At 37.5% G+C, this 24,858-nt stretch carries 13 protein-coding genes; 12 read left to right on the top strand and 1 reads right to left on the bottom strand.

What is annotated here, in order from left to right:
• The first annotated feature begins 14 nt into the window (after nucleotides 1-14).
• The 7 genes from secA to OZY43_RS03265 all read left to right on the top strand — a co-directional run bounded on the left by secA (nucleotide 15) and on the right by OZY43_RS03265 (nucleotide 12,110).
• The gene (gene secA, locus OZY43_RS03235; RefSeq protein ID WP_277165914.1) at nucleotides 15-2,339 is read left to right on the top strand and encodes a preprotein translocase subunit SecA; all 2,325 of its coding nucleotides are present in this window, start codon (nucleotides 15-17) and stop codon (nucleotides 2,337-2,339) included.
• Between the two features lie 24 nt (nucleotides 2,340-2,363).
• Nucleotides 2,364-3,578 (top strand): hypothetical protein, encoded by a 1,215-nt coding sequence (locus tag OZY43_RS03240; RefSeq protein ID WP_277165916.1) that lies wholly within the window; start codon nucleotides 2,364-2,366, stop codon nucleotides 3,576-3,578.
• 11 nt (nucleotides 3,579-3,589) lie between these two features.
• Nucleotides 3,590-5,038, top strand: coding sequence for a hypothetical protein (locus tag OZY43_RS03245; protein WP_277165918.1), 1,449 nt, complete (start codon nucleotides 3,590-3,592; stop codon nucleotides 5,036-5,038).
• On the top strand, nucleotides 5,039-6,610 hold the full coding sequence (gene asp2 / locus OZY43_RS03250; protein WP_277165920.1) for an accessory Sec system protein Asp2: 1,572 nt from the start codon (nucleotides 5,039-5,041) through the stop codon (nucleotides 6,608-6,610).
• Between the two features lie 47 nt (nucleotides 6,611-6,657).
• Nucleotides 6,658-9,960, top strand: coding sequence for a glycosyl hydrolase 53 family protein (locus OZY43_RS03255; protein ID WP_277165923.1), 3,303 nt, complete (start codon nucleotides 6,658-6,660; stop codon nucleotides 9,958-9,960).
• A gap of 317 nt (nucleotides 9,961-10,277) precedes the next feature.
• Complete coding sequence (locus tag OZY43_RS03260) at nucleotides 10,278-11,687, top strand: DHA2 family efflux MFS transporter permease subunit (RefSeq protein ID WP_277165926.1); 1,410 nt, start codon at nucleotides 10,278-10,280, stop codon at nucleotides 11,685-11,687.
• A 3-nt stretch (nucleotides 11,688-11,690) separates the two neighbouring features.
• Complete coding sequence (locus OZY43_RS03265) at nucleotides 11,691-12,110, top strand: MarR family winged helix-turn-helix transcriptional regulator (protein ID WP_277165928.1); 420 nt, start codon at nucleotides 11,691-11,693, stop codon at nucleotides 12,108-12,110.
• Between the two features lie 44 nt (nucleotides 12,111-12,154).
• Here the strand turns inward: OZY43_RS03265 and OZY43_RS03270 are convergent, their stop codons facing one another.
• Nucleotides 12,155-12,736: a TetR/AcrR family transcriptional regulator gene (locus OZY43_RS03270; RefSeq protein ID WP_277165930.1), complete on the bottom strand. Its 582-nt coding sequence runs from the start codon at nucleotides 12,734-12,736 to the stop codon at nucleotides 12,155-12,157.
• A gap of 220 nt (nucleotides 12,737-12,956) precedes the next feature.
• On the opposite strand from OZY43_RS03270, the gene OZY43_RS03275 reads away from it, so the two are divergent.
• The 5 genes from OZY43_RS03275 to OZY43_RS03295 all read left to right on the top strand — a co-directional run bounded on the left by OZY43_RS03275 (nucleotide 12,957) and on the right by OZY43_RS03295 (nucleotide 24,772).
• Nucleotides 12,957-14,186 (top strand): ArgE/DapE family deacylase, encoded by a 1,230-nt coding sequence (locus OZY43_RS03275; protein WP_277165932.1) that lies wholly within the window; start codon nucleotides 12,957-12,959, stop codon nucleotides 14,184-14,186.
• A gap of 136 nt (nucleotides 14,187-14,322) precedes the next feature.
• The gene (locus OZY43_RS03280; protein ID WP_277165935.1) at nucleotides 14,323-15,069 is read left to right on the top strand and encodes a threonine/serine exporter family protein; all 747 of its coding nucleotides are present in this window, start codon (nucleotides 14,323-14,325) and stop codon (nucleotides 15,067-15,069) included.
• 15 nt (nucleotides 15,070-15,084) lie between these two features.
• Complete coding sequence (locus OZY43_RS03285; protein WP_277165937.1) at nucleotides 15,085-15,522, top strand: threonine/serine exporter family protein; 438 nt, start codon at nucleotides 15,085-15,087, stop codon at nucleotides 15,520-15,522.
• A gap of 149 nt (nucleotides 15,523-15,671) precedes the next feature.
• A complete protein-coding gene (locus tag OZY43_RS03290; RefSeq protein ID WP_277166340.1) occupies nucleotides 15,672-16,760 on the top strand; it encodes an SLAP domain-containing protein in 1,089 nt (362 codons plus the stop codon).
• A 401-nt stretch (nucleotides 16,761-17,161) separates the two neighbouring features.
• Complete coding sequence (locus OZY43_RS03295; RefSeq protein ID WP_277165939.1) at nucleotides 17,162-24,772, top strand: Rib/alpha-like domain-containing protein; 7,611 nt, start codon at nucleotides 17,162-17,164, stop codon at nucleotides 24,770-24,772.
• Nucleotides 24,773-24,858: the final 86 nt, after the last annotated feature.

Genomic DNA, 24,858 nt, shown 5'->3' on the forward strand with positions numbered 1-24,858 from the left:
ATATGCGTATACATTTGAGATTTCGCAAATACTGGAAGCAGACAGCGCGAATTGAAAAATTAATTAAAAAATATGAGCAGTTGAGTGATGCGGAACTTCAGGCCAAAACAGCAGATTTTCAGGCCCAAATTAGTCACGGTCAAAGTTTGGATAATATTTTACCTGATGCGTATGCCGTAGTGTGTGTTGTCGATGAGCGAGTACTAAGAATGCGGCCGTATCGTGTTCAAATTTTTGGTGCAGTGGCAATGCAAGACAGTAACATCATTGAAATGAAAACTGGCGAAGGTAAAACACTTACGGCAACAATGATTATGTATCTGCATGGCTTAACAGGTCCGGGTAATTTTTTGGTTACTGCTAATTCATATTTGGCTAAGCGTGATGCTGAGAGTATGGGCAAGGTGTATCGCTTTTTGGGGTTGACCGTTGCTAACAATCGCTCAAGCTCCGATTCTAGTCAGGAATTAAGTTTAAAAAAGAAAATTTATGCTTCTGATATTGTTTATACAGACAGTGGTTCTTTGGGTTTTGACTATTTATTTAATAATCTTGCTTCTAACAGTGATAAACAATTTATTCGCGCTTTTAAGTTTGCTTTGATTGATGAAGTCGATACAGTTTTGCTTGATCTGGCTGCGACGCCATTGGTAATTTCCGGTACACCTAAGGCTAATTCCAACTACAATCAATTAGCGGATATTTTTGTTAAAACGCTTAAGGAAAAGCAAGATTATGCTCTCAGTAAGGACCGAAAGAAAGTCTGGTTTTTAAAGCAAGGATTGCAGCGAGCCAATCGATTCTTTGGTGTTACTGATGTTTTGGCTGAAGAACAGCAGGAACTGTATCGCCATTTATTATTGGCTTTACGGGCAAATTATGTACTCCGAAAAAATCAGGATTATATTATTGCTGAAGGCAAAATTGTGCTAATTGATGAAAATAATGGGCGCAAACTTCCGGGAATGCAATTACAGGCTGGGCAACACCAAGCCTTGGAAGTTAAGGAAGGACTAAAGGAAACTCACGAGCAGAGTGCAGTTGCTACGATTACATACCAAAACTTGTACCGGATGTTTACTAACTTAGCAGGAATGACGGGCACAGCTTCGGGAGATAAACGGGAATTAATGCAAATATATAATCTATATGTTGTTAAGGTTCCTACTAATAAAAAGAGTATTCGTAAAGATTTTTCAGATTTGTTGTATTACACAACCGAAGCTAAGCTGCATGATTCTTTAACTCTGGTTGAGGATAGTTATGCTAAGAAACGGCCGGTATTAGTTGAAACTGGCTCGTTAGCTTTATCAGAACAATATTCAAAATTATTACTACAAAGACATGTCCCACATAGTTTACTCAATGCTGAAAGTGCTGCCAAAGAGGCCGAAATAATTAAAAGTGCTGGTCAAGTAGGAATGGTAACAGTTTCAACGTCAATGGCAGGTCGAGGAACAGATATCGTTTTGTCGCCAGAAGCGCAAAAATTAGGCGGTCTACTGGTTATTGGGACAGAGCGAATGTCATTAAGAAGAATTGATAATCAGTTACGGGGACGGTCAGGTCGGCAAGGAGAACCCGGAGCAACGATTTTCTTTACTTCACTCGAAGATAAAATCATTAAGCAGTTTCCTTCGGCTAACATTGACCGGTTGATTGCTAAGCATCGACATGATTCACAGTTAATTCGTTTTCGTTTTCGGCATCTCTTTACTAAATTACAAACTAGAATAAAGCATCAAGAGCAAGAAGCTCGTTTTAATACGCTGCAGTATGGTGAAGTAATGAAATTGCAGCGTGACGCTGTTTATCAAGCTAGAAATCGGCTTATGACTTCTGCAGTAGATTTGGATCAAGTTGTCATTAATAGTGCGACAGCAGCGATTGCGGACTTAACGCGTCAGCCGATAACAGATATTAATTTGGTAACAACTTATATTGTCACTAATCTTGATCCTACTTTCTTAGGTAAGCTTAACCGCCGCTTTATTGGTGAAAATTTGGCGGATAATTTAACAAAATTATTTGAAAGGCAATTTGCGGCTAAGCGGACATGCTTTGAAAGTGAGGAAGCATGGACATATTTTGAGCAAACGGCGATTTTAAAAGCAATTGATGATTCTTGGGTTAAGCAAGTTGATAATTTGGAACAACTGCAAGCTGCTGTTCAGCAACATGTGATTGGCCAACAAGATTCACTGTTTGACTATCAGCAGGAAGCATTAGCCGGCTTTAATGCGATGAAGAAGGACATTTCATTAAAAATTATGCGTTATCTTTTGTGTTCAAAAGTGACTGGTAGTACAGATAAGGGCATGCAAATTTATTTTGCATAATTTTAGGGGAGATTATTTTCTTTAATGAGAGTGAATTATTTGGGAAAAAGAGTCATTTGGTCTGTGTTTATTTTAACAATATATTTGTTAGGGCAGACAATTGTCTTACCTGCAGTTTCAATTAAATTAGCTAGTCAACAATTATTGCAAAATTCGTGGATTGGCTTGGTTGGAATGTATACAGGAGCTCAGACGAATATCCCTACCTTGTTTATGTTGGGGATTGGACCATATATGTCTGCGAACATTGTCATTCAGGCGTTGACATCTTTTGATTTAAAAAGTTTACGGGGGATGTCACAAGAAAACTGGGGCATGATCATTAATCTGTTGAGTTTGTTCTTTGCTTTTGTGCAGTCAGCATGGTATGCCAGTTATCTGCCCAATTCAGTAGTGATGACGAAACAGGTTGGCGAGAATACTATTTACTTTGTTTGGGTGATTATCTTAACAGCTGGTAGTATGGCCGTAGTGTTCTTAGCTAATCTCAATGTGGAGCGTGGCTTAGGTGGACCGGCTTTACTGATTGTGCCGCAATTGCTGATGTCGCTGCCTGGTATTTTGAAACAAGGTTGGGGTTTTGCCCAGTATCATTTAACTATTTTTCATCTTGGATTATTACTTTTAGTAATTGGTCTGACATTATTTGCTGGGGTTGCAATGACTAAAGCTGAGGAGCAAATTCCACTGTGTAATCCATTATTAACGAGTGATTTTGCTCGTTCGTATTTTCCAATGCGGTTTTTATTAGCGGGAGCTATGTCATTTATGTTTGCTTCGGGACTATTTATGTTGCCGCGGCTATTATTAAAGAGCAATCTTTTAGTAAGATTTAAGATACCTTTATTAAAGTTAACAGCAATTAATCATCTTACGGGGATTATTTTTTATGCGTTAGTGGTGATTGGCTTAAACTTTATTTTTGGTTTGTTAACACTGCAATTAAAAGTACGAACAAGACAATTAAAAGAATCCGGTGATTATTTTTATCATGTTGTACCGGGACCTGATACAGAACACTTTTTGTTAAGTAAATATGTCCGCTTAACTTGGGGCAGCAGTGGCATGTTATTGTTATTGGTTATGTGGCCACTAATTTGGGGTTTGTGGCAACCGGAAATTGCCAACCTAACCTTATTTATTAGTAATCTTTTTATTTTAGTTACAATTTTTATCACAATTATTCAGCAATATCAGACATTACTATCTGAAATGCAGTATAACCTTAATTTGGGTTAAAAGGAGTAAGAATGGATAAAATAGTTCTACTGCCTGACTTGGCTAAGCAAGATAACTTTTATCAGGAAAATTACTTATTGTTTTTACGGCGTAAGCTGCGTGCAGCCAAAATACCGTGTCAGTTATATTTAATTAATGAAAATACTAGTGATAATGAGTCGTTTGTGGCAATTAATAATTTGACAGATACTTATTATTTGTTTGACCAAATTTTGGGAATTAATACCCTTAGTAACCCGCTTTTTTTGGCAGATTTAAAGATACCCACTGACCTAATTCCTAATTTTCAAGATAGTAGAACGGATAGTGTTACTTTCTGGCAGGGAGAGCAGCGCGTATTAACTGTGAAGCTAAATAAATTTGGCTGGGTGCGTCAAGTAGTTAGTTATCAGTCTGACTGCTTTATTCAAGATAATTATGATGTGCGTGGGTTTAAAATCACAACCGAATATTTTGATAAATATACGTCCCAAGTATTAAAAAAAGAGTGGTTTAACAATTATGGCGAGTTGATTATGACTCAGCAGAATAGTTCAATTGTTATTGCTGCTAACCAACGCAAACGCTTTAGACAAGCAACATATAATAGTGAATTGGAAATAGTTAAGGAATTTTTGCTTCAGCATGTTGATGATAAGACACTTTTTATTGCTGATACTGATCCAGATACAATTAATTTACGATTAACGTTGCCGGAACAATTTCGCTTTTGCTTTTTAATTACAGATTCAGCCACGGTTCCTGTTGGTCAAAATATTGGCCGTTTTCATAATATAAAATATGCTTTTCGGACGGTTAGTTTACGGGATGATTTTTTACAAATAGCGCCTGAAGTTAAGCAAGAAGATTGCCAGTTGATTACACCAGTAATTGAAAAGGCTAACCTAAGTTTGAGTAATAAGCTGGTTGCCAAAATTATCTATTGGCACACTGGTGAAATTTTGCCGGCATTAATTAAAGACTATTTAAATCAGCTGTTAACTATTATGAGTGAGCAAAAAGATGTGGAATTAGTAATTGATGCAACGGAGGTTCTGCAAGCAGTTATTTTACAGCAGCTTAATTTATTAATTAAAGATGCTGGCGAAAAAACTAAGCCAGCTCCAATTAATACCCCAGCAGTAGTTAACCGCGTTTCCTGTCAAACCTTGGCATTTCAGGAAGAAAAAAAGTTAATGCGGCAAGCACGAATTTACCTTGATACAGGTACTAAAAGTAATTTTACGTTGCAATTGGAAGCTCTGCAAGCAGGTATTCCCCAATTTGCGCGGCAGAGTAATGGCTTGATTACTCCAGAAGTTAATGGCGACTTAGTTGCAGATAATGGTGCACTGCCTGAACAGCTATCCTTATTTTTACGTTCACTTGATAAGTGGAATAATTCAGTAATTGAAAATACGCGGATAATTGAGCAGATGAAGCCATCACAGGTAGTTGAACAATGGAGGGAGCTGCTTTAAATGGGACCCAAAAAATTACCATATTTAATTCATAGTGGAAGTAACCAGTTTATCCTTCCTGATAATTTCTTTGTGAATTGTAATTATCTGTGGGCTAATGAGGATTATTTGCAAGAAAATAATCTTGAACAAGTATTCATTAATGGTAGATTTAATGCAAGCTACCAGAATAATTATTTTTTGCTTGATAAAAGTTCGGTTTGGTTAAAGCAACCAGCAATTTTAAAACAGTTGCCAGCTAATCGAGTGATTTATAGTGCCCAGGCAAAGCTAACTGCAGAAAGTCAAGCTATTTTGGATTTTCGTGGTGAATTTCGACTTGATTTTGGTCAAAATTTAACCCAATTACAGCATGATATAAATTTATACTTCTTTGGTCAAAATATTGGTTATCAGGTTTTGCCATTAGAAATATATTTACCGCAGCCAATTTTAGAGTGTGCTAAAATTATGGGGAATACATATTATGAAATTAATTATGATTTTGGCACAACTTGGCAAAATATTGGGCATTTACGTCATAGTGTTTTTTTACCGCAAGGAATGAAAGAAGACATTGAAGTTGAATGTCAAAGATCTGCTAATGTTCATTTTAAAGTTGAAGTACAGTGCTTTTCAATTCAAAAACAGTCCTGCATTAAAAAATGGGTAATGAGTGATCATGATTTTCATCAGAAGCATTTGTTAGTTGGCGATTTGGGTGAAGCGAGTTATTTTCAAGTTACTTTTTATGCTTATGGCAGTGGCCAGTTGAAATTAGGAACAATTCATATGCACCGTGCCCTTGGTCCTTATGGCAAAATTGCTTTGGGTGCCAAAGGAATTTGCGATCGTCAAGGATTAGGCGGGGAAGTTAATTATTTATTTAATGCTGGTAATTTAAAACCGCCACTACTTGTAGTGTTTGCCGGTTTTAATACGGCTAGTGTGTTTGAAGGAAATGGTCTTGTCCAAAAAGTTGGTTCTCCTTCACTACTGGTAACGGATTCGCGTCTTTATGGTGGTGCTTTTTATATCGGATCGGCTGAATTTGAACAGCAAGTCGGGCAAATAATTATTCATTACCTCCATCAATTAGGCTTTACTAGGCAAGATTTAGTATTAACAGGAATTTCAATGGGCGCTTATGCGGCACTATATTATGGTGCGCAGTTAGGTGCAGGATCAATTGTAGCTGCTAAAATTATTGCTAATTTAGGTGTAGTAGCTGCTAACTCTAAAATCAAACGTCCAGAAGGCTTTGATGATATTAATGATATTATTTTAGCTGAATATGGCGGTATTGATGCTGCTACGCTTGCTAAGGTAAACCAAAAAATGTGGCTACAGTTTGCACGTGCCGATCTAAGTCAGACAGATTTTACTCTGGGTTACATGGAAGAAGAAGATTATGATGATACGGGATACCAGTCTGTGCGTAACTTTTTGCAAAAAAAATATCCACAGGCTCACGTGTTAAGCAAAGGCTTTTGGGGACGACATAATGATAATGCCGAAATTTCTAGTTGGTTTATTCAACAGGTGATGGATTTGATTAATTATAAATATCGTGAGCAAGAGATGGAAGGGTAATATTATTTTAGTTATCAATAGTTGTTGAGATTGACGAAGATTAATATATGAACTTTATTTGGAAGCGAAAATTACAAAAAGATCTGCAGAATTGTTTGCACGGTGGAAAGTTACACCAAACTGCCCGGAATTTGTTGATCGGTACTGCAACTGGCAGTATACTAGCTGGAGTTTGGGCTGTTTCTAATGTAACGGTGCCGCAAAATAATGTCGTTTATGCAGCTAAAAATACTAAAGCGGTAATTGAAATTAAGCTTAAACGTACCGCTATTGTTTACAATCATGCGGGTAAAAGAATTGCGCACAGAACGTTCAAAAAAGGCAAAAAATTAAGAGTCCTTGCGACTACGATAATTAAAGGTAAAAAATTTTATCGCGTTGGTAATGGTCAATATATTCTTGCGGCAACAGCTACAAGAATTAAAGGTACAAAAGCTAGAGCTGCTAAAATTAGTAAAACTACTTACTTATATACTGCAACAGGCAAGAAGAGGCAAAAGATTAAGAAAGGTACGAAAGTCAAAGTTTATGGTCATAAGACGATAAATGGTAAGAAGTACTATCTTTTGAGTAAAGACAAGTATGTCTTGATTAATAAGATTAAATTTTTAAAAACAGGTGCTGAACCGGCAAAAAATCCGGGTGCAAACACATCTAGTGCTGCTAATAATTCGGCTGCTGCAAATGAACCTACGAATAATGGTTCTGTGAGTTCAAATCCAACTAATTCGTCATCATCAAGTACGATAAGTGGTTCAACCGGGTCAGTTTCCAATGCCAGTGATGCCAGTGCATCTAGTAAACCAGAAACACCAAAAAATGTTGAAGTTTATGAAAATGGTCATTGGCGGCTAAAGGATCCTACTGGTAAGTATTTAACTGGTTGGCAGACGATTCCCACTGGACCTACAAGTACTAAGACAGTTTATTATAATGCCGACGGAATGGTCTATGGTGAGCAAAGAATAGCAGGCAATTGGTATTTATTTGATAAAAATACTGGTGCAATGCAGACAGGATTTCAAAAAGTTGGTCACAGAATAGTTTATTATGCTACTAATGGCCAAATGCAATATGGTTGGCAGACAATTAATAGTAAGAAGTATTTCTTTGACCGGCGTGATGGCCATCAGTATCAGGGTAAACAGGTAATTGATGGAACAGATTATCAATTTGCTAGCGATGGTAGCCTAATTACTGACTTGTCAAAGCAAAGACAACAATATCGTGAAGCAGTTGCGAGCGATATTGCTCAGGAAGTTCAAAAACAAACGGGTGCTAAAATTGATTTTGATTGGAATAATCAAACTGATAATTATCAAGCATTTACTTTGCACGATGCAGCTCAATTAGTAGCTAACCAACAATTAGATAATAATCCAGTTACGATTGAACAAAATATTAAAAAGAATGCTAATTTAACAGGTAAACTAGAGACAAGTTTTATTACTAGTGCGGCTCCAGATTTTTCGGTAACTTCTGCTCAAAAAGTTGCTCAAGATTTTGTAGCTACACTGACTAATATAAAAGATCTAGATAAAACTGTTTTAGGTGTAGGCGTTAATAGTAATTCTGGTGAAATCGCAGTTTTGCTGTTTACTCCTGGTGCAGAGCCAACCCCATCTGGGATGGTAGCATCTGATGTGCAACCAATTGTGGTTAAAGTTTATAAAAATTCAGGTATTAATGTTGATGTTACTGATGGCCTGCAGGAGAATCAAAAATTAACTGCTGTTGATGTTGGGAGTTTAACTAACTTAGCTGACCCATTTCTTTTGAATGGTCCTAAGGGACAGTTAATCGGTGAAGCTAATTTAAAGAAGATTTTTGCTACCTTACCGGGACGTAATGGTAAGTTTGTGGGCATTAAAAATTACTTTAATGGTAACGATGCCTATCATTATGAACTATGGCTGCAGGGACAAAATTTGGATCAAAAACAGTATAATTTTATTCATGCCAATGAAAATACCAAATATGGTGATCCGTTAGTAATTCCTTATACTGCAACTTTAGTTTGGGGACCAGCACCCGGAAGCAGTTTAGATAAAACTACAAAAACGCAAACTGAAATGACTCCAGATGAAATTAAGCAAGTCTATCAAACTGGTACAGATTCAGGATTAAGTCAAGAAAAGGTTAATGTTCAGCCAATTGCTGGTATGAAAGAAGATACAATTCGTGGTGTTGATATCTCTAGTTATTTAGCTTTAAAAAATGCTGGGGTAAAATTTTATGATTTTACTGGTAAAGAAGTTAGTTTACTTAAAGTCTTGCATGATGCTGGGGTAAACTATATTCGGTTGCGATTGTGGAATAATCCATATAATGCTCATGGCCAAAACTATGGTGGTGGTATCGATGATGAAGCGACTGTTTTGGCAATTGCTAAAGAAGCTAAGCAATATGGCATTAAGACAGCTTTGTGTTTCCAATATTCAGACTTTTGGGCTGATCCGGCAACGCAAGCATTGCCAAAAGCTTGGGAACATGAAACAGCAGCTGAAATTAAGCAGTCGATTTACAATTATACACATAAGGTTTTAGCTGACTTTAAAGCGGCTGGTGTTGATATTGGTCTAGTCCAAGCTGGAAATGAAATTACCAAAGGGATGCTGGGCATTCTAGGATCAAGCAAGGCAGTTTGGGGTGAAAGCGATAGTAGTGCACAGCTAGCCGGTTATGTTAATGCTGCTTCAAAGGCAATTCGTGAAACCTATGCTAACGCCTTAGTAACTGTTCAGCTTGAAACACCAAATGTCGATAATTATAAATTTATTATGAATTCGTTAAAAAATAATAATGTTGATTACGACGTTTTGGGTTCATCTTATTACCCATTATATGGCTGGAATGCTAATAATCCGCAGACTCTAGCAGTAGTTGAAGATTTGGCGGTTAATCAATTTGGTAAGAAGTTTGTTGTTTTAGAGACAGCTTGGCCTAATTCACTTAATGATGCTGATGGTACGCCTAATAATATTGGTTATGATCCTGGTCACTATGCAATTAGCCCACAGGGTCAAGTTGATCATACAGCTGAAATGTACAAAATTATTGTTAATAATCCTAATGGCCTAGGTGCATTTTATTGGGAACCTGCATGGATTCCAGTAAAGGCTGGCTGGGATAGTTGGGAATACAATAAAAATGTTGCCGATTCGCTTGGTACAGGTTGGGCTAACGGCAATTCTCAAGGCTATTATCCTGATTCTAAATTGTATTATAATGGAAATCCAGCTTGGGGCGGCTCATCTTGGGATAATAATGCGTTGTTTGATGATCAAGGTTACCCATTACAATCATTAAATATGTATAACGGTTTTTTAACTGGCTATGAGTCAAAATAAAAAGATTTAATTTAAGATAGCAAGAGGACTAGTAGTTTTTTTGCTATCTTATTTTTATATAATGAAATTGAGTTATTGCAATTTAAGCGTGACCAAATGTTAGCTACTTCCAATGCGTCATTTACGAAAATTAAAGAAATTTCGGCAAAATTACAGAAATTAACATAAAAAATAAATGATTGATTTGCGATAAGGAACTGCTTAAAAATAAAAGCGGTTCCTTATTTAAATAACTTTGCATTTTAGTGAAATTTGTTATAGCATAGTTACTTGAAGATAGTTAGCAAGCTAACTATCTTTTAATTAGGAGGAATTTGATGCAAAGAAAATTAGACGCAAAATTAATTTTGTCAATTCTTGCTGCAGGTTTAATGTCATTTTCGGGTGTGCTAATTGAAACAGCCGGAAATATAACTTTTCCTGTTTTAATGCAAGAATTTCACGTAAATATGGCCACAGTACAGTGGATGACGACCGGTTATTTATTAATTGCCGCAATTATTATGCCACTGTCGGCTTACTTGAAGAAGAATTTTAGTTCTAAGAAGCTATTCGTTACAGCTGCGATTTTATTTGTAATTGGTCTATTGATTGATTCATGTACCACTGAATCAATGGGCTTTATCTTTTTAGTAATCGGCCGGATTATTCAAGGTGCCGGAGCCGGAATTGCGTTGCCGTTGATGTTTAATATTATTTTAGAGAGAACGCCATTAGATAAGGTTGGCCTTTTAATGGGGATTGGAACAATGATTACGGCAGTTGCTCCAGCCTTAGGACCAACATTTGGTGGATTAGTCGTTAATACACTTAGTTGGCGCTATATCTTTATTTTGATTATCCCAGTAATGATTATTTCTTTCATTATGGGTGTGACCTGCATTACCAAGGATCCGTATCCATTAAGTCATACTAAGCTTGATTGGACAGGTTTTATTGAAATTGCATTAGCTTTTGTTGGTTTGATCTTAGCTTTCAGTAATTTATCAGGAATTTTAGTACGGCCAATTAACTTTATCGTTCCACTAGTAATCGGTTTGATTGCACTAGCTTTCTTTATCAAGCATGCACTCAAGGTTAAAGAACCGCTGTTAAATATTAGATTGCTAAAGAACCATAAGTTTACTGCTGGGATTATTGCTTACTTTATTTTTCAAGTTAATACGGTGGGCTTATCCTTTATCTTGCCGAATTACCTGCAAATCGTTAACGGAGCAACTGCAATGTTAGCTGGCTTGCTGCTACTACCTGGCGGTGCGATTGGTGCAATTGCTTCACCAGTTAGTGGCCGGATGTTGGACAATTATGGTCCAAGAAAGCCGATTATGATCGGTGCCTGTTTTGAAGTTTTGGGCAGTATTATGTTCTGTCTGTTTGCACAGAATTTTAATTCTGTTAATGTCTTACTTTCCTACGTTATTATTATGACGGGGACAGGTTTAATCATGGGTGATACAATGACAGCTTCACTGAACCTGCTTACTAAGGAAGAAAATGCCGATGGTAATGGCTTGTTTAACATGGTGCAGCAATTTTCTGGTGCAGTTGGAACTTCAATTGTTTCTGCAATTATGCAATTTGTCCAACAAATGAGTTCAAGACCAACTAGTGCTGGTAAACTTGTTGATGGTGCCCAAGTTGGTTTGATTTTCTTATTAATCTTGGTGGTTATTGGCGCATACTTATTGCATCAAGCTACTAAAAAGGACAAGTTAAGTGAGAATTAACTAATGAAAAAAAATTTTGGTTTAGCTTTGCAAAGAGCGCAAAATACCTTTAATCGTAATATTGATCGTTATGCTAGAACAATTGGCTTAACAGGAACGCAAATGGTAATCATTCAATTCTTGAGTGCCATTCCAGCCAAACAAAAAATCTATCAGAAAGATATTGAACATGAATTCAATATTCGCAAGTCGACAGCAACCAATATTTTGAAATTATTAGAGCAAAAAGATTTAATTGCCAAAAAAGCTAATGAGCATGATAGTAGGTTAAAAGAAATTACTTTAACTGCTAAAGCCCAAGAGATTCAGCGGGATGCTGCTGCTTATGTGGGTCGTTCGGAAGCTAAAGTTGAGCAAATTCTAGGGACACAGTTGCGTGATGAGGTAACGGCAGCATTGCTGAAGTTAGATCAAGAACTATAAAAAAAGACGATGTATTGTTAACAATACATCGTCTTTTTTATCTTTTATTTTTTTAAATGTTCAGTAAAAGTCTTGATATTTTGGGTTAAATACTCATGATCAGAGAGCTCGCTTTTAATATCCGCATACGCCAATCTAAAAACAGCGTGACCAAAATTAATTAGTAGCATATTGTTTACTTCAACTTTGATATTTATATCGGCAGCAATTTCACCGCAGTTCTGCAGTTTTTTAAATAAATCGGTATATATTTTGTTCTCTAAGTGCAATAATTGCTCAATTGCTGCTGTTAATTCTGGAAACTGGTGATTTTCGCGCAATGCAATTAAAAAAATCCCGCGATGTTGTTCAATGAATTGCAGCGAAATAGTAACCGCGTGTTGAATGTCTTTTTCAAGATCACCACTAGGAGTAAAAGAATTACCGAACGCGGTAATTTCCTCAGTATAATGATTTATTAATGCTTTTAAAATGCTCTCTTTATCAGGAAAATGCCGAAAAACTGTACTTTCGTTAATTCCTGCTTCTTCAGCAATTTTGCGGGTTGTTGTTCCTTTATAGCCATAACTACTGGCTAGTTTAGCAAAAGCAGAAACAATTTTTCTGTCCATCTCAGTTACTTTCATTATAACCTCCTTGATTAATTTTTTAATTTCAACCTATTCTTCTTCATTGTAGCAACCAATAAGTTTGTTAGTAAAGTAATACTATTTATTATTTAAAAGTAGTGTGGTTGCTTAATGATTCTTAAAGCTTTTTTAGTAAAATGCTTCTGTTTAGAAACTATACGAAAAGTGGGCTACAATATGAACTAAGTAATATATCAAAATACAGGAGGAATTTATCTTGGAGAAAGAACAGAAAATGCAAATTTTGCAGGATCTTGTTGCCATTCACTCAGTTAATGGTGATGAATTGCCGGTTGCAAAGTATTTGAAGAAGTTGCTAGATGATGCTGGTATTAAGAATGAAATTTTACCATTAAAAAATGAAGCTAATCGTGCTAACTTGGTAGCTGAACTTGGCTCAGGTAAGCCAGTCTTGGTTATTTCTGGCCATATGGATACAGTTGATGTGAACAAGGATAATTGGGAGACCGATCCATTTAAAGTCACTAAAAAAGGCGATAAGCTATACGGCCGCGGCACTACTGATATGAAGGCTGGTTTAGCCGCAATGGTCATTGCCATGGTAGAACTAAAAGAAAGTGGTGCTGCTATTCCGGGTACTATTCGTCTGTTAGCAACTGCTGGCGAAGAAGTTGGTCAACCTGGTGCTGAAGAATTGCAAAAGCAGGGCTATGTTGATGATGCTGATGCTCTTTTAATTGGTGAACCTTCAGGTTTGTTTAGAACTGTCTTTGCTAATAAAGGTGAATTGGACTTAACAATTTCTTCAGAAGGTAAAACAGCGCACAGTTCGATGCCATTCTTGGGTAACAACGCGGTTGAACACTTGCTTAATGTATTAGATGCGATTAAGAAGCGGATTAAAGAGTTAACTGCTGGTGTTAAGAATGATATTTTGGGTGAGACAGTCTTTAACATTGATACCATTAAAGGCGGCAACCAAGTAAATGCAATTCCTAATCATGCTGAAGCTGAACTGAATTTGCGGACCATTCCAGAATTAGCTAACCCAACGATTTTGCAAGAATTTCAAGCAGTAATTGATGACTACAATAATTCAACTAATGGTCATATTAAGATGAGTGTTGATATGGACATCGTTCCAATTATTGGTAATCGTGACTCTAAGTTGCTTAAAGTTGTTCAAGATGCTGGTCGACCTTATATTGCTAAGCAAGATATTCCAGCTGCTCAATTAGCATTAATGCAAAAGGAAGCCCAGATTGCTAATACTGAGTATCATGAAGGTGGCTTTTTAACTGAAGGTGTTTCTGGTGGTACCGATGGTTCTAAGTTTTTGATTAAGCACCCAACTGGTTTTGAATATTTAGTGTATGGTCCGGGTAGTGATACTCCACACCAAGATAATGAATATATTTCTGAGCAAATGTATTTGGACTTTGTGGATATTTATAAGCAAATCTTTACTAATTACGGTCGAGATTAAGTTGTAAGATAAATCTCCTAACTGATAAGAGTTAGGGGATTTTTTACTGGTAAATAATAAGTTTGAGAATTGTCAACCCTTATTATGATGTAAAAATTGTTAAGGTCTGTTACACTTTTTAGGTGGTGATGAAAAAATGGAAAATAAAAAGGCAATTGATGTTGGTGTATTAGCTGCCAAAATCTTGATTGAATCCGGCTCAGAAATGTGGCGAGTCGAAGATACAACTAAACGAATTATCGATCATGCGGCTGGCAGCAAGGCAGAGGCCTTTACCAGCTTAACGGGTGTGCTCGTCAGTTTGAAGAATGCCTCTTACACAAGATTTATTCAAATTGATAAGCGCGGGATTAATATGGATAAAATTAATTCAGTTAACCGGTTGTCACGTCAATATACAGCTGAAGAAATCAGTCTTGACCAACTTGAAAAAGAATTATTTGCGGTTAAGCAGGCTAAGCCACAATTTCCTATTTGGGTGCAGACAATTGCGGCCGGCTTTGAAGGTGCCTTTTTCATGTTTATTTTTACGCAAACCTATGATTGGCGTGATTTTCCGTTGGCCTTTGTTGCAGGAGCACTAGGTTACCTAGTTACATTGCTGTTGTCGTCAAGGATTAGGATTCGCTTTATTAGTGAATTTTTTGGTGCACTTGTCATTGGCTTATGTACGGTTATTGGTGTCCGCTTGCATTTAGGCTTTAACGTGCAAAATATTATCATTGGGGCAATCATGCCACCAGTTCCGGGAATTCCAATGATTACGGCTGTGCGTGATATCTTTGAAGGTAACTTACTGTCAGGACTGGAGCGAATGATGGAATGTATGATTACACTTAGTGCTTTAGCCTTTGGTATTGGTGTTGTGCTGCACTATATGTAGTAGAAAGGACGCATAATGACTTTTTATCATTTTATTATTCAAGTTCTTTTCAGCTATTTGGGGACAGTAATGTTTGATATGTTTATTAACCTACCTAAAAAAGCATTCAATACTTCCGGAACCATTGCTTGTATCGGCTGGCTTGTCTACTGGTTCATATTTGAATTTGGTTTGGGTGCCATCTTAGCTAATTTTGTGGCCGCCTTTGTGGTGGGCAGCTTGGGCATCGTCTGCGCGGTTAAAAAGAAAATGCCAAGTACAATGTTTGTTAGTGGCTTAGTGCCATTAGTTCCAGGAGCCAGTGGATATCAAGCTTTGGCGGCGATGATTAGTCACTCACCAATGATCGCTGTGCAGAAGACAATTCATGTTTGTATGGTAGCTGGTGCGATTGCGTTAGGCTATGTCTTTTCACAAGTAATAGTAGAATTAATGCATCAAAAAAGACGTTGATAATTGAAAAATCTTGGTGGTCATAATGATCGCCTTTTTATTTTGAAAAAATACATAAAGGCGCATTTAAAAAATCCACAAAAAAGTCTAAAATTTAGTTGTAGAAAATTTCAACTTATATTTTTAGAAAGTGCTTTAAAATGTCAAAAATGAAATTAGGTAAATTAGTTGCAGTCATGGCCTTAGCAACTGCGACTATCATGCCCATGGTGAAGATAGATAATGTTCAAGCTAGCAGTACGATTAATGACTTAGCTAAAAATGATTCTTATGGTGGCGTGACCAACTTAGAAGATATGTTAAAGCAGGAAGGCGTTAAATATAATTCCTTTACTGCTGAAAATCAAAATTCATACCGCAATGGTTCGCCAGAAGGTGTAGTTATCCATGAAACAGCTACTCCTAATGCAACAGCTCATGATGAAGCAATTTACTTCAATCGTGAATGGAAAAATATTTCGACGTATGTTCATGCTTTTGTTGATAAAACTGGTGTTATTCAAATGATGTCACCGGATTATAGTACTTGGGGTGCTGGTCCTGTTGCTAATGACCGCTTTATTCAAGTCGAATTATGTGAGGAAGATAACCAGACCGACTTTGTCAAAAGTGTCAATAATGATGCTATTTATGTCGCTCAATTACTGCATCATTATAATTTAACACCTGATAATGCTTCAAACGATGGTCAAGGAACGATCTGGTCCCATCACGCAGTTACCAAGTTTTTAGGCGGGACTGATCATACGGATCCTGATGGCTATTTTGCCAAATGGGGCTATTCAATGGATGACTTCTGTGATCTAGTTACGTACTATTATGATTCTCCAAGTAGCGTTAAAGATGCACCAGCTACTGATAATTCTGCAGCGTTGCCTGACCCAATTGCTACTAAAACTTTAATGCATGATGCTTTAGTTTACGATCAAACTGGTCAATTAACAGATGCAACAAGTAAAAGTGCTGGGACTAAGTTGACTATTTATAGTAAACAAAAAATTGCTGGTAAGAATTATCTTCAAATTGGTAGTAATCAATATATCGTTGCCAGCAATGTTACGGGTAAAAAGCGTCATTTAAAGCATAATGCCTATGTTTACGATAATAATGGTAAGCGGACTGCAAATAAGAAATTTCGTGGTAAATCCATTAGAACGTTTGGTGCATGTGTAAAGATTAAGGGACACAAGTATTATCAAATAGATATTAATCAGTTTATTAAAAAAGGTAACTTTTAATAAACTAGATAAGAAATTTTAATTAAAAAATAACTTTATAGTTAGAATTACAGCTTTTAATAAGTTGTAATTCTTTTTTTATTTATTGTTGCAGGAAATTAAATAACTATGTATATAAAAAACACAAATTACAATTATTACTTACTATTAAAAATAGTTATTAAATAAAAATAAAAGTTGTGGTGACAGTACTGATATTACTAGCTTTAAAGAAACAACCCATATAAAAAATATCGTTATTAAATGTTATGTATAAGCATAGTATTTGTTTTTTTGGTAGTTTAGGCATTAATATAATAACTGTAAGCACTATCATAAAAAATCCGGATTTTTAATAACTTAAAGAGGGTAAAAATATGCTAGGTAAAAATAATTTTAATGAACGATTAAGAAAAATGGAGATGCAATCAAAGCGAGATCGATTTTCGATTCGTAAATTGACTGTTGGTGCTGCCTCTGTTTTGTTGGGCTTTAGTTTTTTGACAATGAGTAGCCAAACTGCAAAGGCTGACACTATCTCTGCAAATTCAACTGAAAATACAACACAGCAAGTAAATAAAACTGCTGCAACAGATGAAAAAGCAGCGACGTCTGCAACCGCAAAAGCTACTGCACAACCCAAGAAAGCTCAGAATACTAAACAGAATTTAACTACTTATTCTGGTCTAAGTTCATTTTTGAAGAGTGGTACAAATGCTGCTGAAACAGATACAAATAAGTCTGCAACTGCGGCTAAGACAACAAGTGCAACAGAGCAAAAAGCACCTGCCCCAGTGGATCAGGCAGATAATGCTACTAATAAGCAAAATTTGGCTACTACTAATCAGGTTCAGCAGCCAGCTGCTCAGGATGATGAAACTGATGTTAATAACTGGGCTGACTTTACGGCAGCCTTGCTTAATGAAGATGTCACAACAATTAATTTAACTAGTGACATTACAGCAACGGAAAATAATCAACAATACTCCATTCAAGGCAGTAAGGTAGTTAATGGTAATCACAAGACTTTAGATATTGGTGCGAATATAATTCAAGACGATATTTATCAGTATGGGATTACTTTTAACGATGTTAAATTGATGGGTAGAAAGCCAAGTGATGATCCTAGTCGGTTTAACTTTTACGGTTATGATAATGACAAGGCAGTTACGCTAAATAATGTTGAAAGTGATAATGTTAGTTATGATTCATTGATTAAGTTTGAAAATAAGGTTACTTTAAATTACAACATTGATGGTAATATCTTTAGTGATTATGCTGAGCCAACGGCTGATGACGATTCTGATGTCATGATTAATTTTGCACCAACACCTGATACTTCCTCTAGTTTTATCTGTGATGTTTTCTTAATTGGTAGCAATGCCAATGTAACTGCCAACATTTCTAATACTAAGAGTGCATTGCGGGGAACAGGTACCGTTGATGATGCCAGAATTGAAGTTGGGGAAGGTTCTAATTTTCACCTGAATATTGATCCGACAGTTAACTTCCTTTATCGGGTTGATGAAGGTATTCCGCCAATGTACATTCAGGTCGATCCTGGTTCAACCACAATTATTCAAAATAACTCTTCTGATACTGGTGTTAATCCAGGCAAAGACAACCAAATCAAGCTACTTGCCGATACACCAAAGCTGTTTGAAATTACCAGTAATAATGGTAATGACGTTAATAACTTCAATTTCCCAGTGACCGATATTTCTGGTGATAAGATGGGAATGATTACCGATCATTATAAGTGGATTATTCAAAGCTCAAATAATGCCAATATTATTGATCCGAACTTGACAGATGCCCAAATGACCATTTTGGCTAACCCAACTTTACCAGAAAACATTTTGGCTGATGGTAAAGCTGATAAAACTTTCCAAGATTTAAATACTAAGGAAGATTTTCAAACTGTAATTCAAAGTCAAGGCGGCTTTAACAGTTCTGCTGGTTTTGCATTAGGGACTGACCTTTATGATGGTTGGAAGAAGACTGATGCTGGTCGTTATAATATTTCTAGCAATAAAATTTCAATTCACCAAGGACAAACTAGTGCGATTGGTGGTGCTGAAGATAAGCTGAAGGCTGTTGATGGTAACAATAATACGACGACAACAATTGCCGACTTATTGGGACTTGATGATAGTATCAATCCAGATAATAAGACAATTATGAGCGTTGCATGGCTGCCAAATCAAGCAATGGACAGTCAAGGTAACTTAACCAGCGGTGGCTTAATTAAGGATAATGCTGGTAACCTTGTTGACGATATTAATCAAGTTGTTCCAGAAGAAGGTCAATTAGGTAATGCAGTTATTCGGGTAACTTATGGTGATGGCACAACTGATGATATCCCTGTAACTTTGAATATAATTAAAGCTAAGTCTTCTGGTGATGTTCAACAAGTTGCACATGGTGTAATGCCGACAGCCGATCAAGCTAAAGATGCGGTTGCATTTGATGGTGATGCCAGCAACTTAACTCCTACTTATGAATGGCGTAAAGCTGATGGTTCACCGTTAACAGCTGCTGATCTGCAAGCAGGAATTAATGATGTTGCTGTTTTAGTAACTTATTATAAAGACGGTCAGCCTGATGGGACACAGTTAGTTGCTGCTAAAGTTGCCATGGGCGATACAGAAGCTCATGCTTCTGGGATTACAGCAGGTACTGGGCCAGTTGTTGTTCACGCCGCTAATATTCCGAGTGCCAATAAGCCTTTGGTACCTGACTTTACTGATGCCAGCAAGTGGAACTCATATTTAGCTGGTGATTTAACTAACGTAGCAAGTGTTGATTGGGATGATGATACTGACGTTTCAACCATTATTAATGGTACGATTGGTGAAAAAACTGCTAAATTGCGGGTTACCTTTAATGATGGTTCAACTTTAGAAGTTGATGATGTTAAGGTTAACGTTCTTGGTGGTGAAAAAGATGCTACTAAGACGACTACAACCCCTAATGGTGTTATTCCGTCAGTTGAGCAAGCAAAAGAGGCTCTTAAAGATGAAGCTAATTTAACTACTGATTTAAGTGCTGCTGGCTATGATGTTGATTATTCATGGGCTAAAGACGATCAAGGTACCCCAATGGATGCTGGTTATGTTAGTTATGATGAACACCAGCCTAATAAGACCGTACCCGGATATGTTGTCTTAACTTACTACAAGAAGGGTGCAGCACATACGCCAGAAAATGTTGATGGTCAGCAGATTGTCCCAGTTGATGTAATAATTAATAAACAGGAAAATAATTTGTATCACACTCAATTAGCTGGTTCTGGACAAAATTCACAAGGGGTTTCAGTTCTTAAAGGAACAACACTTGATGACGCTGCTGCTAAGGATGCCATTCATAAACCGGCAGGTTTTCCAACTGATGCAACCTTTACTTGGGAAAGTCCAGTTGATACTTCAACGACTGGCGATAAGCAAGCATGGGTTGATGTTAAATATCAAGATGGTTCAATAGACCGTATTCCAGTATTGGTCAATGTTTATGATACGGCTTCAATTAAGTATCCTAAGGCTAAGACACAGACAGCTGATCTAAATGGTACGGTTCCTGATGCTAAGGCTTCAATTGCTAATAATGCTGATTTACCAAGTGATGCTCAATATGAGTGGGCAAATGAACCAGACTTAAGTAAAGAAGGTTCTGCAGCTGGCACGGTTAAGATAACTTATGCTGACGGCTCTAGTGATTATGTCATTGTTCCGGTAATTGTTGGCGATGCTAATCCAACACAGGAAAATGACCCACAAGGTCAAAGAACCAATATTGGTTATGGTTCAGGTAAGACAGCAACCGATGCCGAAGCTAAAGCTGCTATTTCTAATGCGGCAAGTTTACCAACAGGGACAACCTTTACTTGGCAAACACCACCAGTAGTTAATGACTTGGGTAGATTAGGTGTTCAAGGAGCAGTTGTCAAGGTAACTTATCCAGATGGTACTAGCAATAATGTTCCCGTAGTTGTTGATGTTGTTAGTGACGCGCATACAGCACCACGACCGCGGGCAAAGAATGTGTGTGTCAATGTTGGGGATGCTTTGCCGAATGCTAAAGATGCAGTGATTAATAGTGCTGATCTAACCAATGCCACCGATTTTGAATATGAAACAACACCGTCAACTGGTGCTGCTGGCATTACTCAAACTAAGATTAAGGTAACTTATGCGGATGGTTCAACTGATGAGGTACCAACACAAATTATTGTTGCTGCAGTGGCAACCTCGACTTCAACAGAAGCTGAGAAGAATAATCCTCATGTTAAGACAGTGCGGACAAATGTTAACAGCACAGTTAGCGCTGCTAGCGTGATTGATAACTTTACAGAATTGTCTGGTAATCCAACAGCTGAGTGGGTTGATCCTGATTTTGCTAAAAATGGTACTAAGACTGCAGGTCTTAAACAATCACAAGTTAAGTTAACCTTTAAGGATGGTTCAGTTAAGATAGTTACTGGTTATGTCAGAGTTGTTTCTGATGGTGAAAAGCGTGCCGATTCGGTTACTGGTAAGACTGTTACGAAGACAGTCGGCGCTGCAATTACTGCAGCCGAGATGGTTAATGCCTTGCCAAGTGATGCAACTGCAGAATTTGCTAGTTCGGTTAATATTAAAGACGGTAAAGCTGAAAATCCTGGAACTTATATTGAAACAATTCATATCAGATTCCATGATGGGACAGAAAAAGATGTTGCTTCTGTTCTAACAGTTCCAAGACAAACTTCTGAAGCTAATATTACGCAAAGTAAAGATGTTGTGCTTCATGTTGTTAATGTCGGTACGGATCATACTCAAATACCAGCTGAATTTGCTGATCCAAGTTCATTCTTAACTGGCACAACTGATGCCAATATCAAACAAGTTGAATGGGCAGCGGATGGTCAGCCAAGTGTTGACCAGGCAACCGACCAGATAACTGGTAAAATTAAGCTTACTTTTAATGATGGTACGGTTAAGACGTTAGACATCAATGTTAAGGTCATTGGTGCGAGAAAGTCAGCTGTCCCAACAGCAATTACTGTGATGAATACCAGCAAGCTTGATGAAGAACGTGCCAAAGATGCATTAAACTTAGATGATGTTCTTGCAATTGATACGAAGTACCCTAATGCCCATTATTCATGGGTAGGTAAGGCTGATGGTACTGGAACAGTTGATATTAGTCAACCTGGTAGTCCAGATGCCTATGTTTTGATTGATTACGGCGATGGCAAGAAGCAAACGGTTAAAGTTGATTTAAACGTTAGTGAACAGCCAACGTCTGGTGCTACTTATCATCCAGCAGCTACTAGTGGCTCAGTTACTACGCATATGACTGATAATGGTGTCATTATGCCGCCAGAATTTAATGATACTACTAAGATGTCTGACTTCATGCAAATTCCTGGAGTTGATAATTTGACTGACATTGTTGACTACTTGACTTGGGCTAATAATGCGCCGACAACAGTTGGCAATAACCAGCAAGTTGCAGTGATTGTTCATTACAAGGATCAATCAGTCAGCGATCCGTTTAACATCAATGTCAATGTTTTAAGTGCGAAAAAAGCAATTGCACCAACTACAGTTACTGCTGGCAGTCAATTAACTGCTGCACAAGCTAAGGATGCCTTGGATCAAACCGAAAATGCAGCGATTTTAGCTAAGTATCCAACTGCTACATTTACTTGGGCTGCTAATAGCGATGGTACTGGTACAATTGATACTAGCCAAGCAGGAACGCCAGCTGCTTATGTTGTGGTTGACTACGGTGACGGTACTAAGCAGGTAGTCCAAGTCGATTTGACCGTAAAGAGTCAAGCTGATGCCAATGAAAGTAAACTTGATGCCACTCAGGCTGTACCAATTACAACCCACGTTGCCGATGGTTTGCATAATGAAGTTCAAGTACCTGAATTCACTGATCCAAATTGGATTAAAGATAATATTGCCCTTGATGGTGTCACTGATTCTAGTACGTTGATTGATCATTTAAGCTGGAATGGCACGCAGCCAGCAACAGTTGGTGATGGTCAACAGATTGAAGTAGTTGCTCATTACAAAGATGGGTCAACAAGTGCACCATTTAAGCTTAATGTTAATGTCCTTGGTGCCCGTAAGAAAGATAATTTACCGACGACAGTCCGGGTTAACAGTACTCCGGGTGAGGCTGAGGCTAAGAATGCCTTAAACTTGGATGATGTTATGAAGATTGATGCCCAATATCCGAATGCGAAGTATTCATTGGCAGAAAACAATGATGGTACGGGAGTTGTTGATACTAGTGCCCCTAATGAAAGTACTGCCTATGTTGTGATTGACTTTGGTGATGGCACGAAACAAATTGTACCGATTAACTTAAAGGTTGATGATAGTACTAATGCTGAAAATAATCATCCTACTGCTGCAGATGAAAATGCTACTACACCGATTTTGACACACTTAGTTCATGACTCAGGGACAGGTAATCCAGTTGCCTTAAGTCCGGATAGTTTTACCGATCAAGATAAAATGAAGACCGTTATTAAGGGCGTTGATTGGACGCAAGTTGATTACTTAACTTGGGCAGCAGTAGGACCGAATAAGCCGGGTGAAAATCAGGATGTTCAGGTTCGAGTTCATTATAAGGATGGCTCAATCAGTGATCCTGTGACGGTTAAAGCCAACATTGTTGGTGTACAGCATCTTGATGCTGCTGGCATAACGCCAGTTCCGGCAGAAGTTACAATTGGTGAGCAACCAACTGAAGAACAAGCTAAGGCAGTTTTAGGTCAAGACGACTCAGTTAACAAGATTCTGGCACAATATCCAACTGCTAAGTTTGGCTGGGCTAATAAGAGTGACGGTACGGGTACGCTTGATACTAGCAAACTGGGCTCGCGCGATGCTTATGTTGTCATTGATTACGGTGATGGTACGAAACAGGTCTTGAAAGTACCGCTAATCGTTAATCCAAAAGCAGATACCGGTGGTAATGGTAATACTGGCACGCCAACAGACAATAATTCGCAAACGCCTATCGGTGGCAGCGTCATGATTCCGCAAGGAACAGACCTGAGTAATGATACACATTATGCTGAATTAGCTATTAGCAATGCCGCTAGTCTTCCGGCTGGAACAACTTATTCTTGGAATAAGATCCCAGATACTTCTAAGTTAGGAACAGATATGTCTGGTTCTGTGTTAGTTAAATTTGCTGATGGTAGAAGCGTAATTGTTGCAGTAACTGTTAATATTAGCAATAGACAAGCAGAGAATGTTACCTTAACGCACAATGCCTATGTTTATAACGCACAAGGGCAAAGGATTAATGAGTTGATCCTCAAGATTGGTTCAACACTTCCAGTTTATGGTACTAAGGTGATTAATGGCAGAAACTTCTATCTTCTTGAGAATAATTATTATTTAGCAACTGGTAATGTCTTGCCACTTAAGCGTAAGTTGACGCATAATGCTTATATCTATAACAAGTATGGTAAGCGCGTTGGTAAGCAAGTTTTGAAGGTTGGTAAGGTCATGAAGACTTATGGTGAACCTGTTAAGATTCGTGGTAAGAAGTTTTACCAGATTGGTAACGGTCATTACTTGAAAGCAGCTAATTTCCCAACTTCGATTAAAGATTTACGTCCGGTTCAAGAGATTGCTGCTGATCCAAGTAAGAAGATGGTGATGCATAATTCTTATCTGTATGATGAAAATGGTCACCGGGCTAACCAAATCGTTTTGCAGGCTGGCTCAAGAATAGGAATTGACCAGACTGTTTATACTAAAGCAGGTAGACGTTTCTATAAGACAACTAAGGGCTTCTATATTCCGGTAGGCAATATTACGGGTACACCGCATGTTTATCTTAATCATAATGCTTATGTCTATAATCAATATGCTGAACGGGTAGGCAAAAAGGTACTGCACCAAGGTCAGACTAATTTGACGATATATGGTGATCCGATTAAGATGCGTGGTCACTGGTACTGGATTATTGGTAATAAGCGTTATCTGAGAGCAAGTAATATTAATTCAGAGCTTAAGTAATTAACTCAAAATTAGAATTGAAAAACCGTTTGATGAAAATCAAACGGTTTTTTGTATTAAAAAATCCCGGTTTACCTTACCAGGAT

It is taken from the genome of Lactobacillus sp. ESL0785 (genome assembly GCF_029395455.1).
In the GTDB taxonomy this organism is placed as follows: Bacteria; Bacillota; Bacilli; order Lactobacillales; family Lactobacillaceae; genus Lactobacillus.

What these genes read in the sequence shown, in the direction of transcription:
- OZY43_RS03265 (WP_277165928.1), top strand. Translation starts at nt 11,691, where the DNA reads ATGAAAAAAAATTTTGGTTTAGCTTTGCAAAGAGCGCAAAATACCTTT.
- OZY43_RS03245 (WP_277165918.1), top strand. Translation starts at nt 3,590, where the DNA reads ATGGATAAAATAGTTCTACTGCCTGACTTGGCTAAGCAAGATAACTTT.
- OZY43_RS03255 (WP_277165923.1), top strand. Translation starts at nt 6,658, where the DNA reads ATGAACTTTATTTGGAAGCGAAAATTACAAAAAGATCTGCAGAATTGT.
- OZY43_RS03285 (WP_277165937.1), top strand. Translation starts at nt 15,085, where the DNA reads ATGACTTTTTATCATTTTATTATTCAAGTTCTTTTCAGCTATTTGGGG.
- OZY43_RS03270 (WP_277165930.1), bottom strand. Translation starts at nt 12,736, where the DNA reads ATGAAAGTAACTGAGATGGACAGAAAAATTGTTTCTGCTTTTGCTAAA.
- OZY43_RS03280 (WP_277165935.1), top strand. Translation starts at nt 14,323, where the DNA reads ATGGAAAATAAAAAGGCAATTGATGTTGGTGTATTAGCTGCCAAAATC.
- OZY43_RS03290 (WP_277166340.1), top strand. Translation starts at nt 15,672, where the DNA reads ATGAAATTAGGTAAATTAGTTGCAGTCATGGCCTTAGCAACTGCGACT.
- asp2 (WP_277165920.1), top strand. Translation starts at nt 5,039, where the DNA reads ATGGGACCCAAAAAATTACCATATTTAATTCATAGTGGAAGTAACCAG.
- OZY43_RS03240 (WP_277165916.1), top strand. Translation starts at nt 2,364, where the DNA reads ATGAGAGTGAATTATTTGGGAAAAAGAGTCATTTGGTCTGTGTTTATT.
- OZY43_RS03260 (WP_277165926.1), top strand. Translation starts at nt 10,278, where the DNA reads ATGCAAAGAAAATTAGACGCAAAATTAATTTTGTCAATTCTTGCTGCA.
- OZY43_RS03295 (WP_277165939.1), top strand. Translation starts at nt 17,162, where the DNA reads ATGCAATCAAAGCGAGATCGATTTTCGATTCGTAAATTGACTGTTGGT.